The 15009-nt window shown below is 57.4% G+C and carries 17 protein-coding genes; 16 read left to right on the plus strand and 1 reads right to left on the minus strand.

All coding sequences use genetic code 11. The annotated features are described in order from the left end of the window. Positions 1–22: 22 nt before the first annotated feature. Genes QWY83_RS04475 through QWY83_RS04500 form a run of 6 tightly spaced genes read left to right on the plus strand, consistent with a single transcriptional unit; the run spans position 23 to position 6308 of the window. On the plus strand, positions 23–1558 hold the full coding sequence (locus QWY83_RS04475) for a carboxyl transferase domain-containing protein (RefSeq protein ID WP_249946561.1): 1536 nt from the start codon (positions 23–25) through the stop codon (positions 1556–1558). Positions 1559–1566: 8 nt separating this feature from the next. Next, entirely contained in the window at positions 1567–2052 is a 486-nt protein-coding gene (locus QWY83_RS04480; protein ID WP_249946408.1) for a hypothetical protein, read from the plus strand. Positions 2053–2079: 27 nt separating this feature from the next. Then, positions 2080–4005 carry an acetyl-CoA carboxylase biotin carboxylase subunit gene (locus tag QWY83_RS04485; protein WP_249946407.1) on the plus strand — a complete coding sequence of 642 codons (1926 nt, stop codon included), beginning with the start codon at positions 2080–2082 and terminating at the stop codon, positions 4003–4005. Next, the gene (locus QWY83_RS04490) at positions 4002–4661 is read left to right on the plus strand and encodes a glutathione S-transferase family protein (RefSeq protein ID WP_249946406.1); all 660 of its coding nucleotides are present in this window, start codon (positions 4002–4004) and stop codon (positions 4659–4661) included. The genes QWY83_RS04485 and QWY83_RS04490 overlap by 4 nt, the downstream gene beginning before the upstream one ends. Continuing rightward, positions 4658–5524 carry a hydroxymethylglutaryl-CoA lyase gene (locus tag QWY83_RS04495; protein WP_249946405.1) on the plus strand — a complete coding sequence of 289 codons (867 nt, stop codon included), beginning with the start codon at positions 4658–4660 and terminating at the stop codon, positions 5522–5524. The genes QWY83_RS04490 and QWY83_RS04495 overlap by 4 nt, the downstream gene beginning before the upstream one ends. 4 nt (positions 5525–5528) lie before the next feature. Next, entirely contained in the window at positions 5529–6308 is a 780-nt protein-coding gene (locus QWY83_RS04500) for a crotonase/enoyl-CoA hydratase family protein (protein WP_249946404.1), read from the plus strand. Here QWY83_RS04500 and QWY83_RS04505 read toward each other — a convergent pair. Continuing rightward, the gene (locus QWY83_RS04505; RefSeq protein WP_249946403.1) at positions 6305–6994 is read right to left on the minus strand and encodes a GGDEF domain-containing protein; all 690 of its coding nucleotides are present in this window, start codon (positions 6992–6994) and stop codon (positions 6305–6307) included. The genes QWY83_RS04500 and QWY83_RS04505 overlap by 4 nt on opposite strands. 222 nt (positions 6995–7216) lie before the next feature. Between QWY83_RS04505 and QWY83_RS04510 the strand changes: the two genes are divergently transcribed. From QWY83_RS04510 to nuoF, 10 genes are all read left to right on the plus strand, one after another. Next, positions 7217–7582, plus strand: coding sequence for an NADH-quinone oxidoreductase subunit A (locus QWY83_RS04510; RefSeq protein WP_067549241.1), 366 nt, complete (start codon positions 7217–7219; stop codon positions 7580–7582). Next, positions 7573–8106: a NuoB/complex I 20 kDa subunit family protein gene (locus tag QWY83_RS04515; RefSeq protein WP_197498147.1), complete on the plus strand. Its 534-nt coding sequence runs from the start codon at positions 7573–7575 to the stop codon at positions 8104–8106. The genes QWY83_RS04510 and QWY83_RS04515 overlap by 10 nt, the downstream gene beginning before the upstream one ends. A gap of 12 nt (positions 8107–8118) precedes the next feature. Continuing rightward, the gene (locus QWY83_RS04520) at positions 8119–8724 is read left to right on the plus strand and encodes an NADH-quinone oxidoreductase subunit C (RefSeq protein WP_249946402.1); all 606 of its coding nucleotides are present in this window, start codon (positions 8119–8121) and stop codon (positions 8722–8724) included. A gap of 4 nt (positions 8725–8728) precedes the next feature. Beyond that, a complete protein-coding gene (locus QWY83_RS04525; RefSeq protein WP_249946401.1) occupies positions 8729–9625 on the plus strand; it encodes a sulfotransferase in 897 nt (298 codons plus the stop codon). Further along, positions 9625–10839, plus strand: coding sequence for an NADH-quinone oxidoreductase subunit D (locus QWY83_RS04530; RefSeq protein ID WP_197498156.1), 1215 nt, complete (start codon positions 9625–9627; stop codon positions 10837–10839). Before QWY83_RS04525 ends, QWY83_RS04530 begins: the two co-directional genes overlap by 1 nt. Before the next feature lie 32 nt (positions 10840–10871). Continuing rightward, positions 10872–11099 (plus strand): hypothetical protein, encoded by a 228-nt coding sequence (locus tag QWY83_RS04535; RefSeq protein ID WP_249946400.1) that lies wholly within the window; start codon positions 10872–10874, stop codon positions 11097–11099. 70 nt (positions 11100–11169) lie between these two features. After that, entirely contained in the window at positions 11170–12252 is a 1083-nt protein-coding gene (gene nuoE / locus QWY83_RS04540) for an NADH-quinone oxidoreductase subunit NuoE (RefSeq protein WP_249946399.1), read from the plus strand. Positions 12253–12417: 165 nt separating this feature from the next. Next, on the plus strand, positions 12418–13284 hold the full coding sequence (locus QWY83_RS04545; RefSeq protein ID WP_249946398.1) for a helix-hairpin-helix domain-containing protein: 867 nt from the start codon (positions 12418–12420) through the stop codon (positions 13282–13284). Between the two features lie 10 nt (positions 13285–13294). Then, positions 13295–13510, plus strand: a complete 216-nt coding sequence (locus QWY83_RS04550; RefSeq protein WP_067549222.1) for a DUF5337 domain-containing protein — start codon at positions 13295–13297, stop codon at positions 13508–13510. Between the two features lie 13 nt (positions 13511–13523). Next, on the plus strand, positions 13524–14804 hold the full coding sequence (gene nuoF, locus QWY83_RS04555) for an NADH-quinone oxidoreductase subunit NuoF (RefSeq protein WP_067549219.1): 1281 nt from the start codon (positions 13524–13526) through the stop codon (positions 14802–14804). Positions 14805–15009: the final 205 nt, after the last annotated feature.

The following is a 15009-nucleotide window of genomic DNA, read 5'->3' on the forward strand; positions in this document are numbered from 1 at the left end:
AGGTCGTGCGCGTCACCTAGAGATGATCGCACTGATCGCCGACGCTGCTGAAAAGGCTGCGGCAGGCGGAGGGGAAAAGGCACGAGAACGTCATGTGTCACGCGGAAAAATGCTGCCGCGTGAGCGTGTCGCCAATGTTTTGGATGCAGGATCTCCGTTTCTGGAAATTGGCGCGACGGCGGCACATGGGCTCTATGATGGTGCGGCACCTTGCGCTGGAGTGATCGCTGGGATTGGCCGTGTGAACGGCATTGAATGTATGATCGTCTGTAATGATGCTACCGTCAAAGGCGGTACCTATTACCCGATGACAGTGAAAAAGCACCTCCGCGCCCAAGAGATCGCAGCCCAGTGCAATCTGCCCTGCGTTTACCTCGTGGACAGTGGTGGTGCGAACCTCCCGAACCAAGACGAAGTGTTCCCCGACCGTGACCACTTTGGCCGGATTTTCTTTAATCAAGCGAATATGTCAGCGGCGGGTATTCCCCAGATCGCGGCTGTCATGGGGTCCTGCACGGCGGGTGGGGCTTATGTGCCCGCCATGTCCGATGTGTCGGTGATCGTGAAAGATCAGGGGACGATCTTCCTCGCTGGTCCGCCACTGGTCAAAGCCGCAACGGGTGAGGTCGTCAGTTCCGAGGACCTTGGCGGCGGCGATGTTCACACGCGCCTTTCCGGTGTTGCGGATTATCTGGCCGAGGATGATGCTCATGCGCTGTCTCTCGTCCGTCAGGCGGTGGCCTCAACCTCGCGTCAGACCCCAATGACGGTGAAACGCGAAACACCTGAACTGCCCGCTTGTGATCCCGAGGAACTGCTGGACATCGTGCCGCCAGATCTAAAGACGCCCTACGATATTCGCGCCGTGATCGCGCGTATCGCGGACGGCTCTCGGTTCGATGAATTCAAGGCGCGGTTTGGCGAAACGCTGGTCACGGGCTTTGCCCACATCGACGGCTGGCCCGTCGGCATCGTCGCCAACAACGGAGTTTTGTTCTCTGAGGCGGCGCAAAAAGGCGCGCACTTTGTCGAACTGTGTTCCCAACGGAAAATCCCGCTGATCTTCTTGCAGAATATCACGGGCTTTATGGTGGGTCGGAAATACGAAAACGAAGGCATTGCCCGCCACGGTGCAAAGATGGTGACAGCCGTTGCAACGACCAAGGTTCCAAAGATCACTGTGCTGGTCGGTGGATCGTTCGGTGCTGGCAATTATGGCATGTCTGGAAGGGCTTACAGTCCGAACTTCTTGTGGTCTTGGCCCAATTCGCGCACCGCTGTGATGGGGGGCGAACAGGCCGCTGGCGTGTTGGCCACCGTGAAACGTGATGCAATCGAACGGGCTGGCGGCACGTGGTCGGCAGACGAAGAAGCGGCCTTTAAAAAGCCCACGCTGGACATGTTTGAAGAACAATCGCACCCGCTCTATGCCTCGGCACGGCTCTGGGATGATGGCGTCATTGATCCTCGTAAAACGCGCGATGTACTTGCACTTTCGCTGTCAGCATCGTTGAACGCCTCCATTGAAGACACGACATTCGGCGTGTTCAGGATGTGAGGGCGATCATGGCAAAAATGCCGGAAGAAGGCCGTTTCGAATACGGCAAGATGGACAAACAGACGGGCGCTCAATGGGTGCATGTCACGCCAGAAATGGCGCGGGCGCATCCGCAGGGGAAACTCAACCTCCCGCTCTGGCTGATCACTGGTGTTTTTGCGGCTTTCGGTCTTTTGCAACTGGTCGAGTTCGCTCAGTTCGGTGACTGGCTGGCCCTGTTCAAAGCCGTTCTGCAACTGCTCACCGCGATCATGTTAGTGATGCGGGCGCCGATTTCGCTGATGTTGGCGGGCGCGCAGCTTTTGCTTTCGGTCTTTGGGGCCGTCACGGGCGGAATGCTGAAAAACATGTCCGAGCTGGGGGAGACAGGCGGGTTCGTCGTGCTGGCCTATCTGATCTTTTGCGGATTGGCGCTGTTCTATCTGTTTGAGGGCGACCGCCCCAATCTGATCTACCGCCACCGCTTCCGCAGTTTTCGCGGCGCTAAGGACTAACACGAGGGGTAGGGAGGCCCCGCTGGTATGTTCGGAAAAATTCTGATTGCCAATCGGGGCGAAATTGCGTGCCGTGTGATCCGCACGGCGCGAGCGCTGGGTGTGAAAACCGTTGCGGTTTATTCGGATGCCGACGCCAATGCGATGCATGTCGCCATGGCGGACGAGGCCGTGCGTCTGGGGCCAGCGCCTGTCGCCAATAGTTATCTGCGTGGCGACCTGATTATTGAGGCCGCTTTGAGAACGGGTGCCCAAGGGATCCATCCTGGATATGGGTTCCTGTCCGAGAACCCTGATTTCGTTGAGGCCGTCGAAAAGGCGGGTCTAACGTTTATTGGCTCTTCGGCCACCTCTATTCGGGCGATGGGCTTAAAAGACGCGGCTAAGGCACTGATGGAAAAGGCGAACGTGCCTGTTGTTCCCGGCTATCACGGGGCTGATCAGTCACCAGATTTCCTCGCCCAGCAAGCCGCAGAGATCGGCTATCCCGTCCTGATCAAAGCCGTCGCTGGCGGCGGCGGTAAGGGGATGCGTCACGTTGACGATGCCACCCACTTTGCCGAAGCATTAGCCTCTGCGCAGGCCGAGGCGCGGACAGCTTTTGGCAATGCGGATGTCCTGATCGAGAAATACATTCTTAGCCCGCGCCACATTGAGGTGCAGGTTTTCGGTGATGGCACCTCTGCCGTGCATCTGTTCGAGCGGGATTGTTCGCTCCAGCGTCGTCACCAGAAAGTCATCGAAGAGGCGCCCGCACCGGGCATGACGCCTGACTTGCGCGACCGGATGGGGGCCGCTGCGGTTAAGGCGGCAGAATCTATTAGCTATTCCGGTGCGGGCACGGTCGAATTCATTGTCGATGGTACGACGATGGACTTCTGGTTCATGGAGATGAACACCCGCCTTCAGGTCGAACACCCTGTGACCGAAGCGATCACGGGCGTCGATCTGGTGGAATGGCAATTGCGTGTAGCCTCTGGCGAACCTCTGCCGATGGCGCAATCCGACCTTACGATCACGGGGCACGCGTTCGAAGCCCGCCTCTACGCCGAAGATGTTCCCGCGGGTTTCCTCCCCGCCACGGGTCGTATCGCCCATCTGCAGTTCGCAGAGGGTGTGCGCGCCGACAGTGGCGTGCGAGCGGGCGATACCATCACCCCTTGGTACGATCCGATGATCGCCAAACTGATCGTGCACGGCCCTGATCGTGACACCGCGCTGCGCCAACTTGCCCGCGCATGTGCCGAGACCGAAGTGGCAGGCACCGTCACCAACCTCGGGTTCTTGGGGGCGCTGGCACGGCACGAAGGTTTTGCGGCGGGTGAGGTCGATACGGGTCTGATCGAGCGTGACCTCGATGCACTGACCCATCGTGCGGCACCGACGGCTGAGGCGATTGCCCTGTCCGCCTTGATCGCAATGAGGCTGGATGCGAACCCCGCGCCACAAACGGGATTTACCCTTTGGGCACCAGTACCGCAGACCATCACGCTGTTGGTCGAGGGCGAAGAGATCGAGGTAAATGTCACGACATTCTCGGCTGACCGTTTCGAGGTTGCCGTAGGCGACATAACCGTGGCGGTTCGACGGTCGAGCGGCGGTTTGCGCCTGAACGATCAGGCCGCGCCGAACTATGTAAAGCATGGCAACCGCATCACGATCTTTGCTGACCCCGTTGTCGAGATCACGATCCCTGATCCGCTGGACCGAGGCGGCGCAGAAGCGGCAAGCGATGCGATTTTGTCCCCGATGCCGGGGCTCCTACGCGCGATGGAGGTCACTGCGGGTCAAACGGTGAAGGCTGGCGACCGCCTAGCCGTGCTAGAGGCCATGAAAATGGAACATATCCTGCGTGCGCCCCGTGATGGTGTGATTGCAACGGTCGGTGCCACCGCAGGGTCACAAGTCGAAGCAGGCACGCTTCTTATCGCGCTAGAGGAGGAAGTCGCATGATCCGTCTACACCACTGTGCTGAAACCCGTTCGATGCGGACGCTCTGGCAGCTCAACGAAATCGGCTGTGAGTTTGAAATCCAGCGCTATGAGTTTGGCAAGGCTCTTCGTTCGGACGAGTTCAAAGCGATTAACCCCGTCAGCCGTGTCCCTGCGTTGGAAATCGATGGCGAGGTGCTGATTGAGACGGGCGCGATTGCGGAAATCCTCTGCGAGAAGTTCCCTGAGGCTGGATTGGGTCGTCCGATTGGCGATCCTGAACGCAATATGTTCCTCCAGCTTATCCATTTTGCAGAGACGATCAGCCAGCACTGCGCGATCCTCACCCAGCAGCATGTGATGCTCTATGAGGATCACATGCGGTCCCCGATCCTGACGCAGTTGGAGCCTAAGCGGCTCGCCAAAACCATAGGCTTTATCGAAGAGCGGATGGCGGGCGATTTTCTGCTGTCTGATTTCAGCGCGGCGGATATCTGCGTGGGGCAGGCGATCTATATGGCGCAGCGCTTTATTAGGCTCGACCCGTTCCCGCGTGTGGCGGCATGGATGGCGCGGATGACTGAACGCCCCGCGTTCCGCGCTTCGCTCCCGTTGGACGGCGAGCCGCGTCTCTATAACCAGTCGTTCTTTGAACCGATCCCGTCGGAGGTTTCATGAGCCACGTCCGCATATACGAGGTCGGCCCGCGTGATGGTTTGCAGAACGAAAAGGCAGTCATCGCGGTCGACGATAAGGTCGCGCTGATCAAAGCCTTGGTCGATGCGGGCCTTATGGACATCGAGGTCGGGTCGTTCGTGTCGCCCAAATGGGTGCCACAGATGGCGGATACCGACCGCGTGATGGCCGCTCTGGATTATGCGAACGATGTGAACTACGCGACCTTGGTTCCGAACGCTAAGGGATGGGAGGGGTTCGTTCAGGCCTCTGCCAATCTGCCGCGCAACGCGGGCGAGATAGCTGTCTTCATCGCGGCTTCCGAAGGGTTCTCTAAGGCCAACCTCAATTGCACGGTCGAGGATAGCTTGTCGCGCCTCGCCCCCGTGGTGGAAGCTGCGCAAAACGCGGGCGTTCCCGTGCGGGGCTATGTGTCCTGCATGACCGACTGTCCGTTCGACGGACCTACCCCGCCAGAAGCCGTTGTTCGCGCCGTTGAGGGTTTACGCCGTCTTGCGCCGATGCCTGTTTCTTTGGGCGACACCATCGGGGCAGGGACGCCAGAGACCGTGACCCGCGTGATTAAAGCAGTGGCGGAGGTGATGCCGATTGCGGATGTCGCAGGTCACTTCCATGACACAGGCGGACGGGCTTTGGACAATGTGCAGGCGTCGCTTGAACTCGGTGTTCGGGTGTTTGATGCGGCTGTCGGTGGTTTGGGCGGATGTCCCTATGCGCCCGGTGCGCCAGGGAATGTCGCGACCGAAGCGGTGGTCGAACGGGTTGAGACGCTCGGTTATTCGACTGGGTTGGATCATGCGGCCTTGGCACGTGCTGGGGTCATGGCGCGAAAGTTACGAGGGTAGGGCGATGGAAACGATCCGCATTGATATTGATGACCGTGGGGTCGCGACGCTGACCATGGCCCGCTCGGATAAGCACAACGCATTATCCGCGCTGATGATGGATGAATTGACCGAGGCTGTGCGGACCTTGGGCGCGGATCCTGTCGTGCGTGTTGTGATCCTCGCCGCTGAGGGGGCGAGTTTCTGTGCGGGCGGTGACCTCGGTTGGATGCGAGCGCAGTTTGATACCGATGCGGCAGGGCGCGAGGTAGAGGCACGCCGCCTTGCTAATATGCTCAGGGCGTTGAACGAAATGCCAAAGCCAGTGATTGGGCGCGTTCATGGGAATGCCTTTGGTGGCGGGGTCGGCATGGCCTGTGTTTGCGATATCGCGATTGCTGCGGATACGGCATTGTTTGGTTTGACGGAAACGCGGCTAGGTCTGATCCCTGCGACCATCGGGCCTTATGTCATCGCTCGGATGGGGGAGGCTATGGCACGCCGCGTGTTCATGTCGTCGCGTCGGTTTGGTGCGGATGAGGCTGTCACGCTCGGGATCGTTGCAAAGTCGGTCGCCGCTGATGATCTGGATGCTGCTGTTGAGGCAGAAGTGGTCCCATATCTATCCTGCGCCCCAGGTGCGGTGGCCGAGGCCAAGGCGCTGGCCCGTCGTTTGGGGCCGCCGATCAATGATCAAGTCATTGACGACACCATTGCAGCCCTCGCGCAGCGTTGGGAAAGCCCAGAAGCTGTTGAAGGCATCAGTGCCTTTTTCGACAAACGTAAACCGCAGTGGCAGAGCTAGGCCGCGATTTCTATTCGCGCACGGCCTGCCGTTTTCGCCCGATAGAGGGCGATGTCTGCGTCCCGCAGGGCCTCGTCCAATGTCATATGCGGACCAACGGTCGCCGCTCCGACTGAAACGGTGACTTGTAATGACGCACCCGTGCCTGTTTCGACCAACAGGCCCATGCTGATCCGCTGCCCGATTAGGCGTGCGGTTTCCATTGTGACATCGGGGAGGAAGATTGCGAATTCCTCGCCTCCGACGCGGCCAATCACATCATTCGACCGCAGCAGCCCTTGTAGATGATCGGCCATAACCTGCAGGCAATGATCGCCCGTCGCATGACCATAGTTGTCATTGATGTCCTTAAAGTGATCCGCGTCGAGCAACAGCATCACCCCTTTGTGGCGTGACAGTGCTGACCGCGCCCGCTCCATAAAGGCGCGACGATTGGGGAGGCGGGTGAGCATATCGGTGGTCGCCATTTCAACCAATCGATCCTTGGTCGCAACCTGCCGAGCGCCAATGAATTGCCCGCCCAGCATGAACGGCGTCCCGACGATTGACGTCAAAAGAACGATATCCGCCAACGGAATCGCATCGAACCCAAGAACAAAGAACTGAACCACAATCGCCAATAGATTCAGCGGAACGAGTAAAACAACCAAGTTGAAAATTGCACGGCGAACAGACCGAGGGGACATAAAGAAAACGAGGAGCCTTAACACAATATACCTATAATAAAGGGCGATTGGGCGACCCTAGTTCGAAAGTGTTAAGAGTTCGTTGTCATTTGGCCCTGAAATTTGCGTGAGAAAAACAGCGTCAACTATAGCGGCGCTTGGTTGACCCTCTGACGCGGCAGGGGTAAAGCCATGTCGAACGAACGGACCGTGATAGGTCCGTCCTGCAGGAAAGGACCTGTCGTGGAAGAGATGCTTCGCGAATACCTCCCCATTATCGTGTTCCTTGGCCTTGCCATCGCTATCGGCCTGATTCTGGTTCTGGCCGCTGTGGTGGTTGCCGTGCGGAACCCTGACCCAGAAAAAGTGTCGGCCTACGAATGTGGCTTTAACGCCTTTGACGATGCGCGGATGAAATTTGATGTTCGGTTCTACCTTGTGTCGATCCTCTTCATCATCTTCGACCTCGAAGTCGCGTTCCTCTTCCCATGGGCCGTCGCATTCAAGGACCTGAGCATGGTTGGCTTCTGGTCGATGATGGTATTCCTCGCCGTTCTGACGATCGGCTTTGCCTATGAGTGGAAAAAGGGAGCTCTGGAATGGGAGTGATGACTGGCGTCAACACCGCCGGCGTAGACAAAGAAGTTGTCACGCAGGAGATCAACCGCGAGCTTCAGGACAAGGGTTTCCTTGTCACGTCCACTGCTGACATCATCAACTGGGCGCGTACAGGTTCGCTGCACTGGATGACCTTTGGTCTGGCCTGCTGTGCGGTTGAAATGATGCACACCTCGATGCCGCGTTACGACCTCGAACGCTTTGGTACCGCACCGCGCGCTTCTCCGCGCCAGTCGGACCTGATGATCGTTGCGGGCACGCTGACCAACAAAATGGCACCTGCGCTTCGTAAGGTTTACGACCAGATGCCAGAGCCGCGCTATGTGATCTCGATGGGGTCCTGTGCGAACGGTGGTGGTTATTACCACTATTCCTATTCGGTCGTTCGTGGCTGTGACCGCATTGTTCCGGTCGACGTTTACGTTCCGGGCTGCCCTCCGACAGCAGAAGCTCTGCTCTACGGTATCCTGCAGCTTCAGCGCAAAATCCGCCGCACCGGCACTATCGTTCGCTAAGAGGGGGTTGTCATGTCCGAAGCACTTAAGGAACTTGGCGCTCTTCTCGAGCTGAAGAAATCCGATGCCGTTCTCGGTTGGGATGTCACGTATGGTGAGCTGAACGTCGATGTTGCGCCGTCGCAATTGGTGGCTTTTGTCGAGTTTTTGAAAACTGACCAGTCCTGCCAGTTCTCGTCCCTCGTCGATATCACCTCGGTTGACTATCCGGGCCGCGCAAAACGGTTCGACGTCGTTTACCACTTCCTGTCGATGTATCAGAACCACCGCATTCGTCTGCGTGTGTCGATCCGCGAAGAAGAAATGGTTCCGTCGATCATCGAAGTTCACCCCTCGGCCAACTGGTTCGAGCGTGAAGTCTTTGACATGTTCGGTATCCTGTTCTCGGGTCACCCAGACCTGCGCCGCATTCTGACCGACTACGGTTTCCGTGGTTACCCGCTGCGCAAGGACTTCCCGACCACTGGTTACACCGAGGTTCGTTACGACGAAGCGCAAAAACGCGTTGTCTATGAGCCCGTGAAACTGGTTCAGGAATACCGTCAGTTCGACTTTATGTCGCCGTGGGAAGGTGCTGAATACATCCTTCCGGGTGACGACAAAGCAGCGGCGAAGTAATCAAATGACCGATCAGACCCTCCTTTACTGTGTAGGTGCGACGAAGGCAGGCACGTCCTGGCTTTATCGCATGCTGCATGGTCATCCGGAGTGTCTGGTGCGCGACGTGAAAGAAGCCCACTACTGGGATACCTTTGACGCGAAACGCTGTGCGGGCCAGTTGTCGGCCTTTGCAGCTAATCATTCGAAGATGCTCGAAACCCGCGAAATGGTACGCCGCAATGGTAATAAGCATCGTGAGGCGAACCTGACCCGTCAGATCGACGATATGGTTGGTTTGGTCGACGTGCTGGAAAGCCCGCGTGAGGATGATGCTCGGTATTGGGCATGGTTGTCGACCGGGAGCGAGGGCAAACGCGTGGTGGCAGAAATGACCCCTGCGTATGGTCTCTTGGATGAGGCGATGCTGACCCGTATGGCGGCGCTGCGTCCGATGACAAAGTTTGTCTATCTGATCCGCGACCCGCTTGACCGTCTGTGGAGCCATATTCGCATGGTGGTCTCGCGCCAGCATGGTGATGCCGATCTAGAGGCGCGCGCCAATGTTGCGATGGCGAAGGTGATCGCGGGGCAAAAGCACGCGGATGTCGCTGAACGCGGTGACTATCGTTCGACCATCGAAAAACTGCGCCGCGTTGTTCCGGCATCGCGGCTACTTGTAGAATTTTCCGAACGCCTGATGACGGCGGATGGCTGGGCGCGTGTTTGCGCGTTTCTGGGCCTGACCCACATCGCGGCGGACAAAGAACGCAAAGTCCATGAAGGCGCCAAAGCCCGCATGGACGCAGGGCTGGCAGCGGATGCTGTTCGGTTCCTCAAAGATCAATACGACTGGGTCGCCGATAACGTCGGCCCGCTGCCACAGAACTGGCAGAATAACCTTGCGAGGGCATACGCATGATGGATGGTGGCAAAGGCTTCGAGGACGCTCAGACGGGCGAACAGAAGATCCGTAACTTCAACATCAACTTCGGCCCGCAGCACCCTGCGGCTCACGGCGTGTTGCGTCTGGTTCTGGAACTGGACGGCGAGATTGTTGAACGCTGCGACCCGCATATCGGTCTGCTGCACCGTGGCACCGAAAAGCTGATGGAAAGCCGCACCTATCTGCAGAACCTTCCGTATTTCGACCGTCTCGACTACGTGGCGCCGATGAACCAAGAACACGCTTGGTGCTTGGCTATCGAACGCCTGACGGGCACCGAAGTTCCGCGTCGTGCATCGCTGATCCGCGTTCTTTATTCCGAAATCGGCCGCGTTCTGAACCACCTTCTGAACGTCACCACGCAGGCTATGGACGTTGGTGCGCTGACACCGCCGCTCTGGGGCTTTGAAGAGCGTGAAAAGCTGATGATTTTCTACGAACGTGCCTGTGGCGCACGTTTGCACGCGGCATATTTCCGTCCCGGTGGCGTCCACCAAGACCTGCCTGACGCGCTTCTCGACGATATCGAAGAGTGGGCGAACCACTTCCCGAACGTTCTCGATGACATCGACGGCCTGCTGACCGAAAACCGTATCTTTAAGCAGCGTAACGTTGATATCGGCGTTGTGACCGAAGAAGACATCCAGAAATGGGGTTTCTCGGGCGTGATGGTGCGTGGCTCTGGCCTCGCTTGGGACCTGCGTCGTGCGCAGCCCTACGAATGCTACGACGAGTTCGAGTTCCAGATCCCCGTTGGTAAAAACGGTGACTGTTTTGACCGCTACCTCGTCCGCATGGAAGAGATGCGTCAGTCGACTTCGATCATCAAGCAAGCGATTGCGAAATTGCGTGTTGAAGGTGGCGACGTTCTGGCCCGTGGTAAGATCACACCGCCGAAACGTGGCGACATGAAAACCAACATGGAATCGCTGATCCACCACTTCAAACTCTACACCGAAGGTTTCCACGTGCCTGAGGGCGAGGTTTACGCGGCGGTTGAAGCACCGAAAGGTGAATTCGGCGTCTACCTGAAAGCAGACGGTTCGAACAAACCATACCGTGCAAAACTGCGCGCACCGGGCTATCTGCACCTGCAGGCGATGGACCACATCGCGTCTGGTCACCAGCTCGCGGACGTGGCTGCCATCATCGGCACCATGGACGTTGTGTTCGGGGAGATTGACCGCTGATGAAGCGATTTGGGTTGGTTGTGTTAGCCTGTATGCCCGGTAGTGTGTTTGCCGATGTTGCGGCTGATAAAGCCGCGCTGTCCAAAGCCATTGAGGCTGCAGGCTGTGTGGTTACCGCCGAGAATGGCGACGAGATTTTTCAGGCCTCTGGTCTGACCGAAGAGCAAGTATTTGCTGCCGTAGCCGCGCTCTATGGGTCGGGGCAGGCGGTTCTTCAACCCGACGGGAGCATGTCGCTCCAGACTGAGGCGTGCAAGTGAGCCGCCGCGCAGAAATTGAAACCAAGGTTGGTGCATATCGCGCCGCCGAAAAGACCGGAGCCTGACGCCGATGCTTCGCCGTTTGCACCACGAACAGCCCTCGTCCTTTGCTTTTACCCCTGCGAACCTTGCATGGGCTGAAGGTCAAATTCAAAAGTACCCCGAAGGCCGTCAGGCATCGGCAATCATCCCGCTTCTTTGGCGCGCCCAAGAGCAAGAAGGTTGGCTGACCCGTCCAGCAATCGAAACGGTCGCTGACATGCTCGGCATGGCCTATATTCGTGCGCTCGAAGTGGCTTCGTTCTACTTTATGTTCCAGCTGCAGCCGACTGGATCGGTCGCGCACATCCAGATTTGCGGTACCTTGTCCTGCATGATCTGTGGTGCCGAAGACCTGATCGGAGTCTGCAAAGAAAAGATCAACGAAGCACCGTACACTCTGTCTGCGGATGGCAAATTCACTTGGGAAGAAGTGGAATGTCTGGGTGCTTGCACCAACGCGCCGATGGCTCAGATCGGTAAAGACTACTACGAAGACCTCACCGCTGATGGTCTGCGCAAACTGCTCGACGATCTTGCTGCTGGTAAGGTTCCGACACCGGGCCCGCAGAATGGTCGTTACGCAGCAGAGCCTCTGTCGGGTCTGACCTCGCTGACGGATCACGAAAGCGGCAAACACCAGTATAACGCGTCGGCTCAGCTGGCTGTTGATATCGGTGATACCGTAAAGCGCATCGACGGCACCGAAGTCCCGCTTTTGACACCGTGGATCAAATCGGGCGCAACCGCTGCCAAAGCACCTGCCAAGAAAGCAGCCGCGAAGCCTGCCGCAGCGAAACCTGCCGCAAAGAAAGCTCTGGTAGAGAAGGCTGCAGCACCAGCGAAAGCGGCAGAGGTTGCTGCGGTTGACGAAAAGCAGCCGGAAGTTCTGACCGCACCGCGCGCATCGGGCAAAGACGATCTCAAGAAGATCTCTGGCGTTGGTCCGAAGCTCGAAGCTCTGTTGAACGAGCTTGGTTTCTATCACTACGACCAGATCGCGAAATGGACTGCCCAAGAGGTTGCATGGGTTGATGCCCGTCTCAAGTTCAAAGGTCGTATTGAGCGTGACGATTGGATGGCTCAGGCCGCGAAACTCGCCTCTGAATCGTAAGAATATCGCCTCGAGTCGCGCCTAGACTGTGTAAATATTGCACTTTAGGCGCGATCTGAGGTGGATTTGCTATCAAATTTTACAAATTTGAGTAGTCTTCCTTTAGAAGGGCACAGAAGCCTCCAGCAAATGAGAGGCTCATGGGACGTTGAAGGAGTTTAGACTATGACTAATTCGAATACAGGTTGGGGTTGCCGGCAGATTAGCTGGCTCGCGGCCGCGATTATTGGTGTTGTTGCAGCCATCATTCTTGGCGTTGCTGCACACTGGGGATGGTTCTTCGCTATTTTGGCAGGGATCGTTGTGGCCGTTATTGCGGGCCTCATCCTGACATATTTCTTCTGCGGCGAGGCGGCAGCGCCTGCCAGCAGCGCATCTACATCATCGACACCTGCGGCCGAAGAGGCTCCCGCTCCGGTTGCTGCGGCACCTGCTGAAGCCGCACCGACTGCGGCACCTGCGGCTTCGGCATCCGCTGCGCCAGCGGTTGCGGCATCGGCTGCTCCAGCTACACCCGCTGCAGTGATCAAACCGTCCAAGGCTCTCGCTGGCGAAGAAGAACTCGCCTCGCAGAAGGGCGATTGGAAATACGAAGCTCCTGCTGCGGAACCTGCAAAACCAGCTAAGAAAGCGGCGGCAAAACCAGCTGCCAAAGCTGCGCCGAAAACTGAAAAAGCTGCAAAGCCTGCTGCAAAAACGACCAAGGCGAAGGCCGCTGCCACTAAGGCACCAACTCCTGCTGCCGAGGGCGGTAAACCTGCGGCGCTGAGCGGACCGCGTGGTGGCAAAGCGGACGACCTCAAGGTTATCGAAGGCATCGGCCCGAAACTGGAAGAATTGGTGAACAGCTACGGCGTGTACCACTACGACCAGATCGCGGCTTGGGGCGCGGAAGAGGTTGCTTGGATGGACGGCAACATGCCGCGCTTTAAAGGGCGTGTGACCCGTGACAAATGGGTGGCACAGGCTAAAATTATTGTTGAAGAAGGCATCGAAGCGTTCCTTGAACGTGCCAAGACCAACGATTACTAACTGACGCACCATGACCCACGATCCGAAACAACCGACACCTCAAAATGGCCAACGTTCTGCGTTGTTCCTCGCTGGTGTTGGTGTGTTTTGGATTGTGGCGACATGGGCCGGAGGTCAATTTGGGCTATCCAATCGGACCCGTGCCCTTTTTGATATTATCGCCCTCGTCGGATTCGGCTGGGCTTTATGGATGACTTATGGCATCTGGCGGTCACGCCAGAAGTGATGAAAGGTGAGCCATGCTCAAGGATCAGGACCGGATTTTCACCAACCTCTACGGTATGCACGACCGCACCCTCGCTGGTGCGAAGGCGCGCGGGCATTGGGATGGTACTGCGGATATTATTAAAAAAGGCCGCGACTGGATCATTGATGAAATGAAAGCCTCCGGTCTGCGTGGCCGTGGTGGTGCGGGCTTCCCGACCGGTTTGAAGTGGTCCTTCATGCCTAAAGAATCAGACGGTCGCCCCAGCTACCTCGTCGTGAACGCGGACGAATCAGAGCCGGGCACCTGTAAAGACCGCGAAATCATGCGCCACGATCCGCACACGCTGATCGAAGGCTGCCTGATCGCGTCTTTCGCAATGAATGCACATGCCTGCTACATCTACATCCGTGGCGAATATATCCGTGAACGTGAAGCTCTGCAGGCTGCGATCGACGAAGCTTATGACGCTGGCCTTCTGGGTAAGAACGCTGCTGGCTCTGGCTGGGACTTCGATCTTTATCTGCACCACGGTGCAGGCGCGTATATCTGTGGTGAAGAAACCGCGCTGCTCGAAAGCCTTGAAGGCAAAAAAGGCATGCCGCGTATGAAGCCGCCGTTCCCTGCTGGTGCAGGTCTCTACGGTTGCCCGACCACCGTGAACAACGTCGAATCGATTGCTGTTTGCCCGACCATCCTGCGTCGTGGTGCGTCGTGGTTCTCTGGCATGGGTCGCCCGAACAACGTCGGCACCAAACTGTTCGCGATCTCTGGTCACGTAAACAATCCATGTGTTGTTGAAGAAGAGATGGGCATCACGTTTGAAGAATTGATCGAAAAGCACTGCGGTGGCATCCGTGGCGGCTGGGATAACCTGCTTGCTGTAATTCCGGGTGGTTCGTCTGTTCCCTGCGTTCGCGGCGAAAAGATGAAAGACGCGATCATGGACTTCGATTACCTGCGCGGTGAACTGGGCTCTGGCCTCGGTACTGCTGCGGTGATCGTAATGGATAAGTCGGTCGACATCGTGAAAGCGATCTGGCGTCTGTCCAAGTTCTACAAGCACGAATCCTGCGGTCAGTGCACCCCGTGCCGTGAAGGCACCGGTTGGATGATGCGCGTGATGGAACGTCTGGTTCAGGGCAATGCATCGGTTGAAGAGATCGACATGCTTTGGGACGTGACCAAACAGGTTGAAGGTCACACCATCTGTGCGCTCGGCGACGCGGCCGCTTGGCCGATCCAAGGTCTGATCCGCAACTTCCGCCCAGAGATCGAAGAGCGTCTCAAGGGCCGTGCGATCGCTGCAGAATAATCGAGACTAACAGAGTTTCATGAGGCCACCCTTCGGGGTGGCCTTTTTCGTTCCGAAGAAGAGATTCCATACTTGCTATAGGTGAAATAAAATTCGATTAAACCTCCATAGATTTAGTTGGAGAATGTTATGAGAGTTTTTATTGCGGCAGGATCGTTAACAGTTTTGATCTTGGCGGGGTGTGTAGAAACCCGTGCCCCAATTT

It is taken from the genome of Marivivens donghaensis (assembly GCF_030410045.1).
Lineage (GTDB): Bacteria > Pseudomonadota > Alphaproteobacteria > Rhodobacterales > Rhodobacteraceae > Marivivens > Marivivens donghaensis.

Bases quoted from the DNA above. Each gene is read 5' to 3' on its own strand.
- nuoE (WP_249946399.1), top strand. From the start codon at position 11,170: ATGCTTCGCCGTTTGCACCACGAACAGCCCTCGTCCTTTGCTTTTACC.
- QWY83_RS04545 (WP_249946398.1), top strand. From the start codon at position 12,418: ATGACTAATTCGAATACAGGTTGGGGTTGCCGGCAGATTAGCTGGCTC.
- QWY83_RS04520 (WP_249946402.1), top strand. From the start codon at position 8,119: ATGTCCGAAGCACTTAAGGAACTTGGCGCTCTTCTCGAGCTGAAGAAA.
- QWY83_RS04505 (WP_249946403.1), bottom strand. From the start codon at position 6,994: ATGTCCCCTCGGTCTGTTCGCCGTGCAATTTTCAACTTGGTTGTTTTA.
- QWY83_RS04530 (WP_197498156.1), top strand. From the start codon at position 9,625: ATGGATGGTGGCAAAGGCTTCGAGGACGCTCAGACGGGCGAACAGAAG.
- QWY83_RS04485 (WP_249946407.1), top strand. From the start codon at position 2,080: ATGTTCGGAAAAATTCTGATTGCCAATCGGGGCGAAATTGCGTGCCGT.
- QWY83_RS04495 (WP_249946405.1), top strand. From the start codon at position 4,658: ATGAGCCACGTCCGCATATACGAGGTCGGCCCGCGTGATGGTTTGCAG.
- QWY83_RS04480 (WP_249946408.1), top strand. From the start codon at position 1,567: ATGGCAAAAATGCCGGAAGAAGGCCGTTTCGAATACGGCAAGATGGAC.
- QWY83_RS04535 (WP_249946400.1), top strand. From the start codon at position 10,872: ATGCCCGGTAGTGTGTTTGCCGATGTTGCGGCTGATAAAGCCGCGCTG.
- QWY83_RS04500 (WP_249946404.1), top strand. From the start codon at position 5,529: ATGGAAACGATCCGCATTGATATTGATGACCGTGGGGTCGCGACGCTG.
- QWY83_RS04550 (WP_067549222.1), top strand. From the start codon at position 13,295: ATGACCCACGATCCGAAACAACCGACACCTCAAAATGGCCAACGTTCT.
- QWY83_RS04475 (WP_249946561.1), top strand. From the start codon at position 23: ATGATCGCACTGATCGCCGACGCTGCTGAAAAGGCTGCGGCAGGCGGA.
- QWY83_RS04525 (WP_249946401.1), top strand. From the start codon at position 8,729: ATGACCGATCAGACCCTCCTTTACTGTGTAGGTGCGACGAAGGCAGGC.
- nuoF (WP_067549219.1), top strand. From the start codon at position 13,524: ATGCTCAAGGATCAGGACCGGATTTTCACCAACCTCTACGGTATGCAC.
- QWY83_RS04490 (WP_249946406.1), top strand. From the start codon at position 4,002: ATGATCCGTCTACACCACTGTGCTGAAACCCGTTCGATGCGGACGCTC.
- QWY83_RS04515 (WP_197498147.1), top strand. From the start codon at position 7,573: ATGGGAGTGATGACTGGCGTCAACACCGCCGGCGTAGACAAAGAAGTT.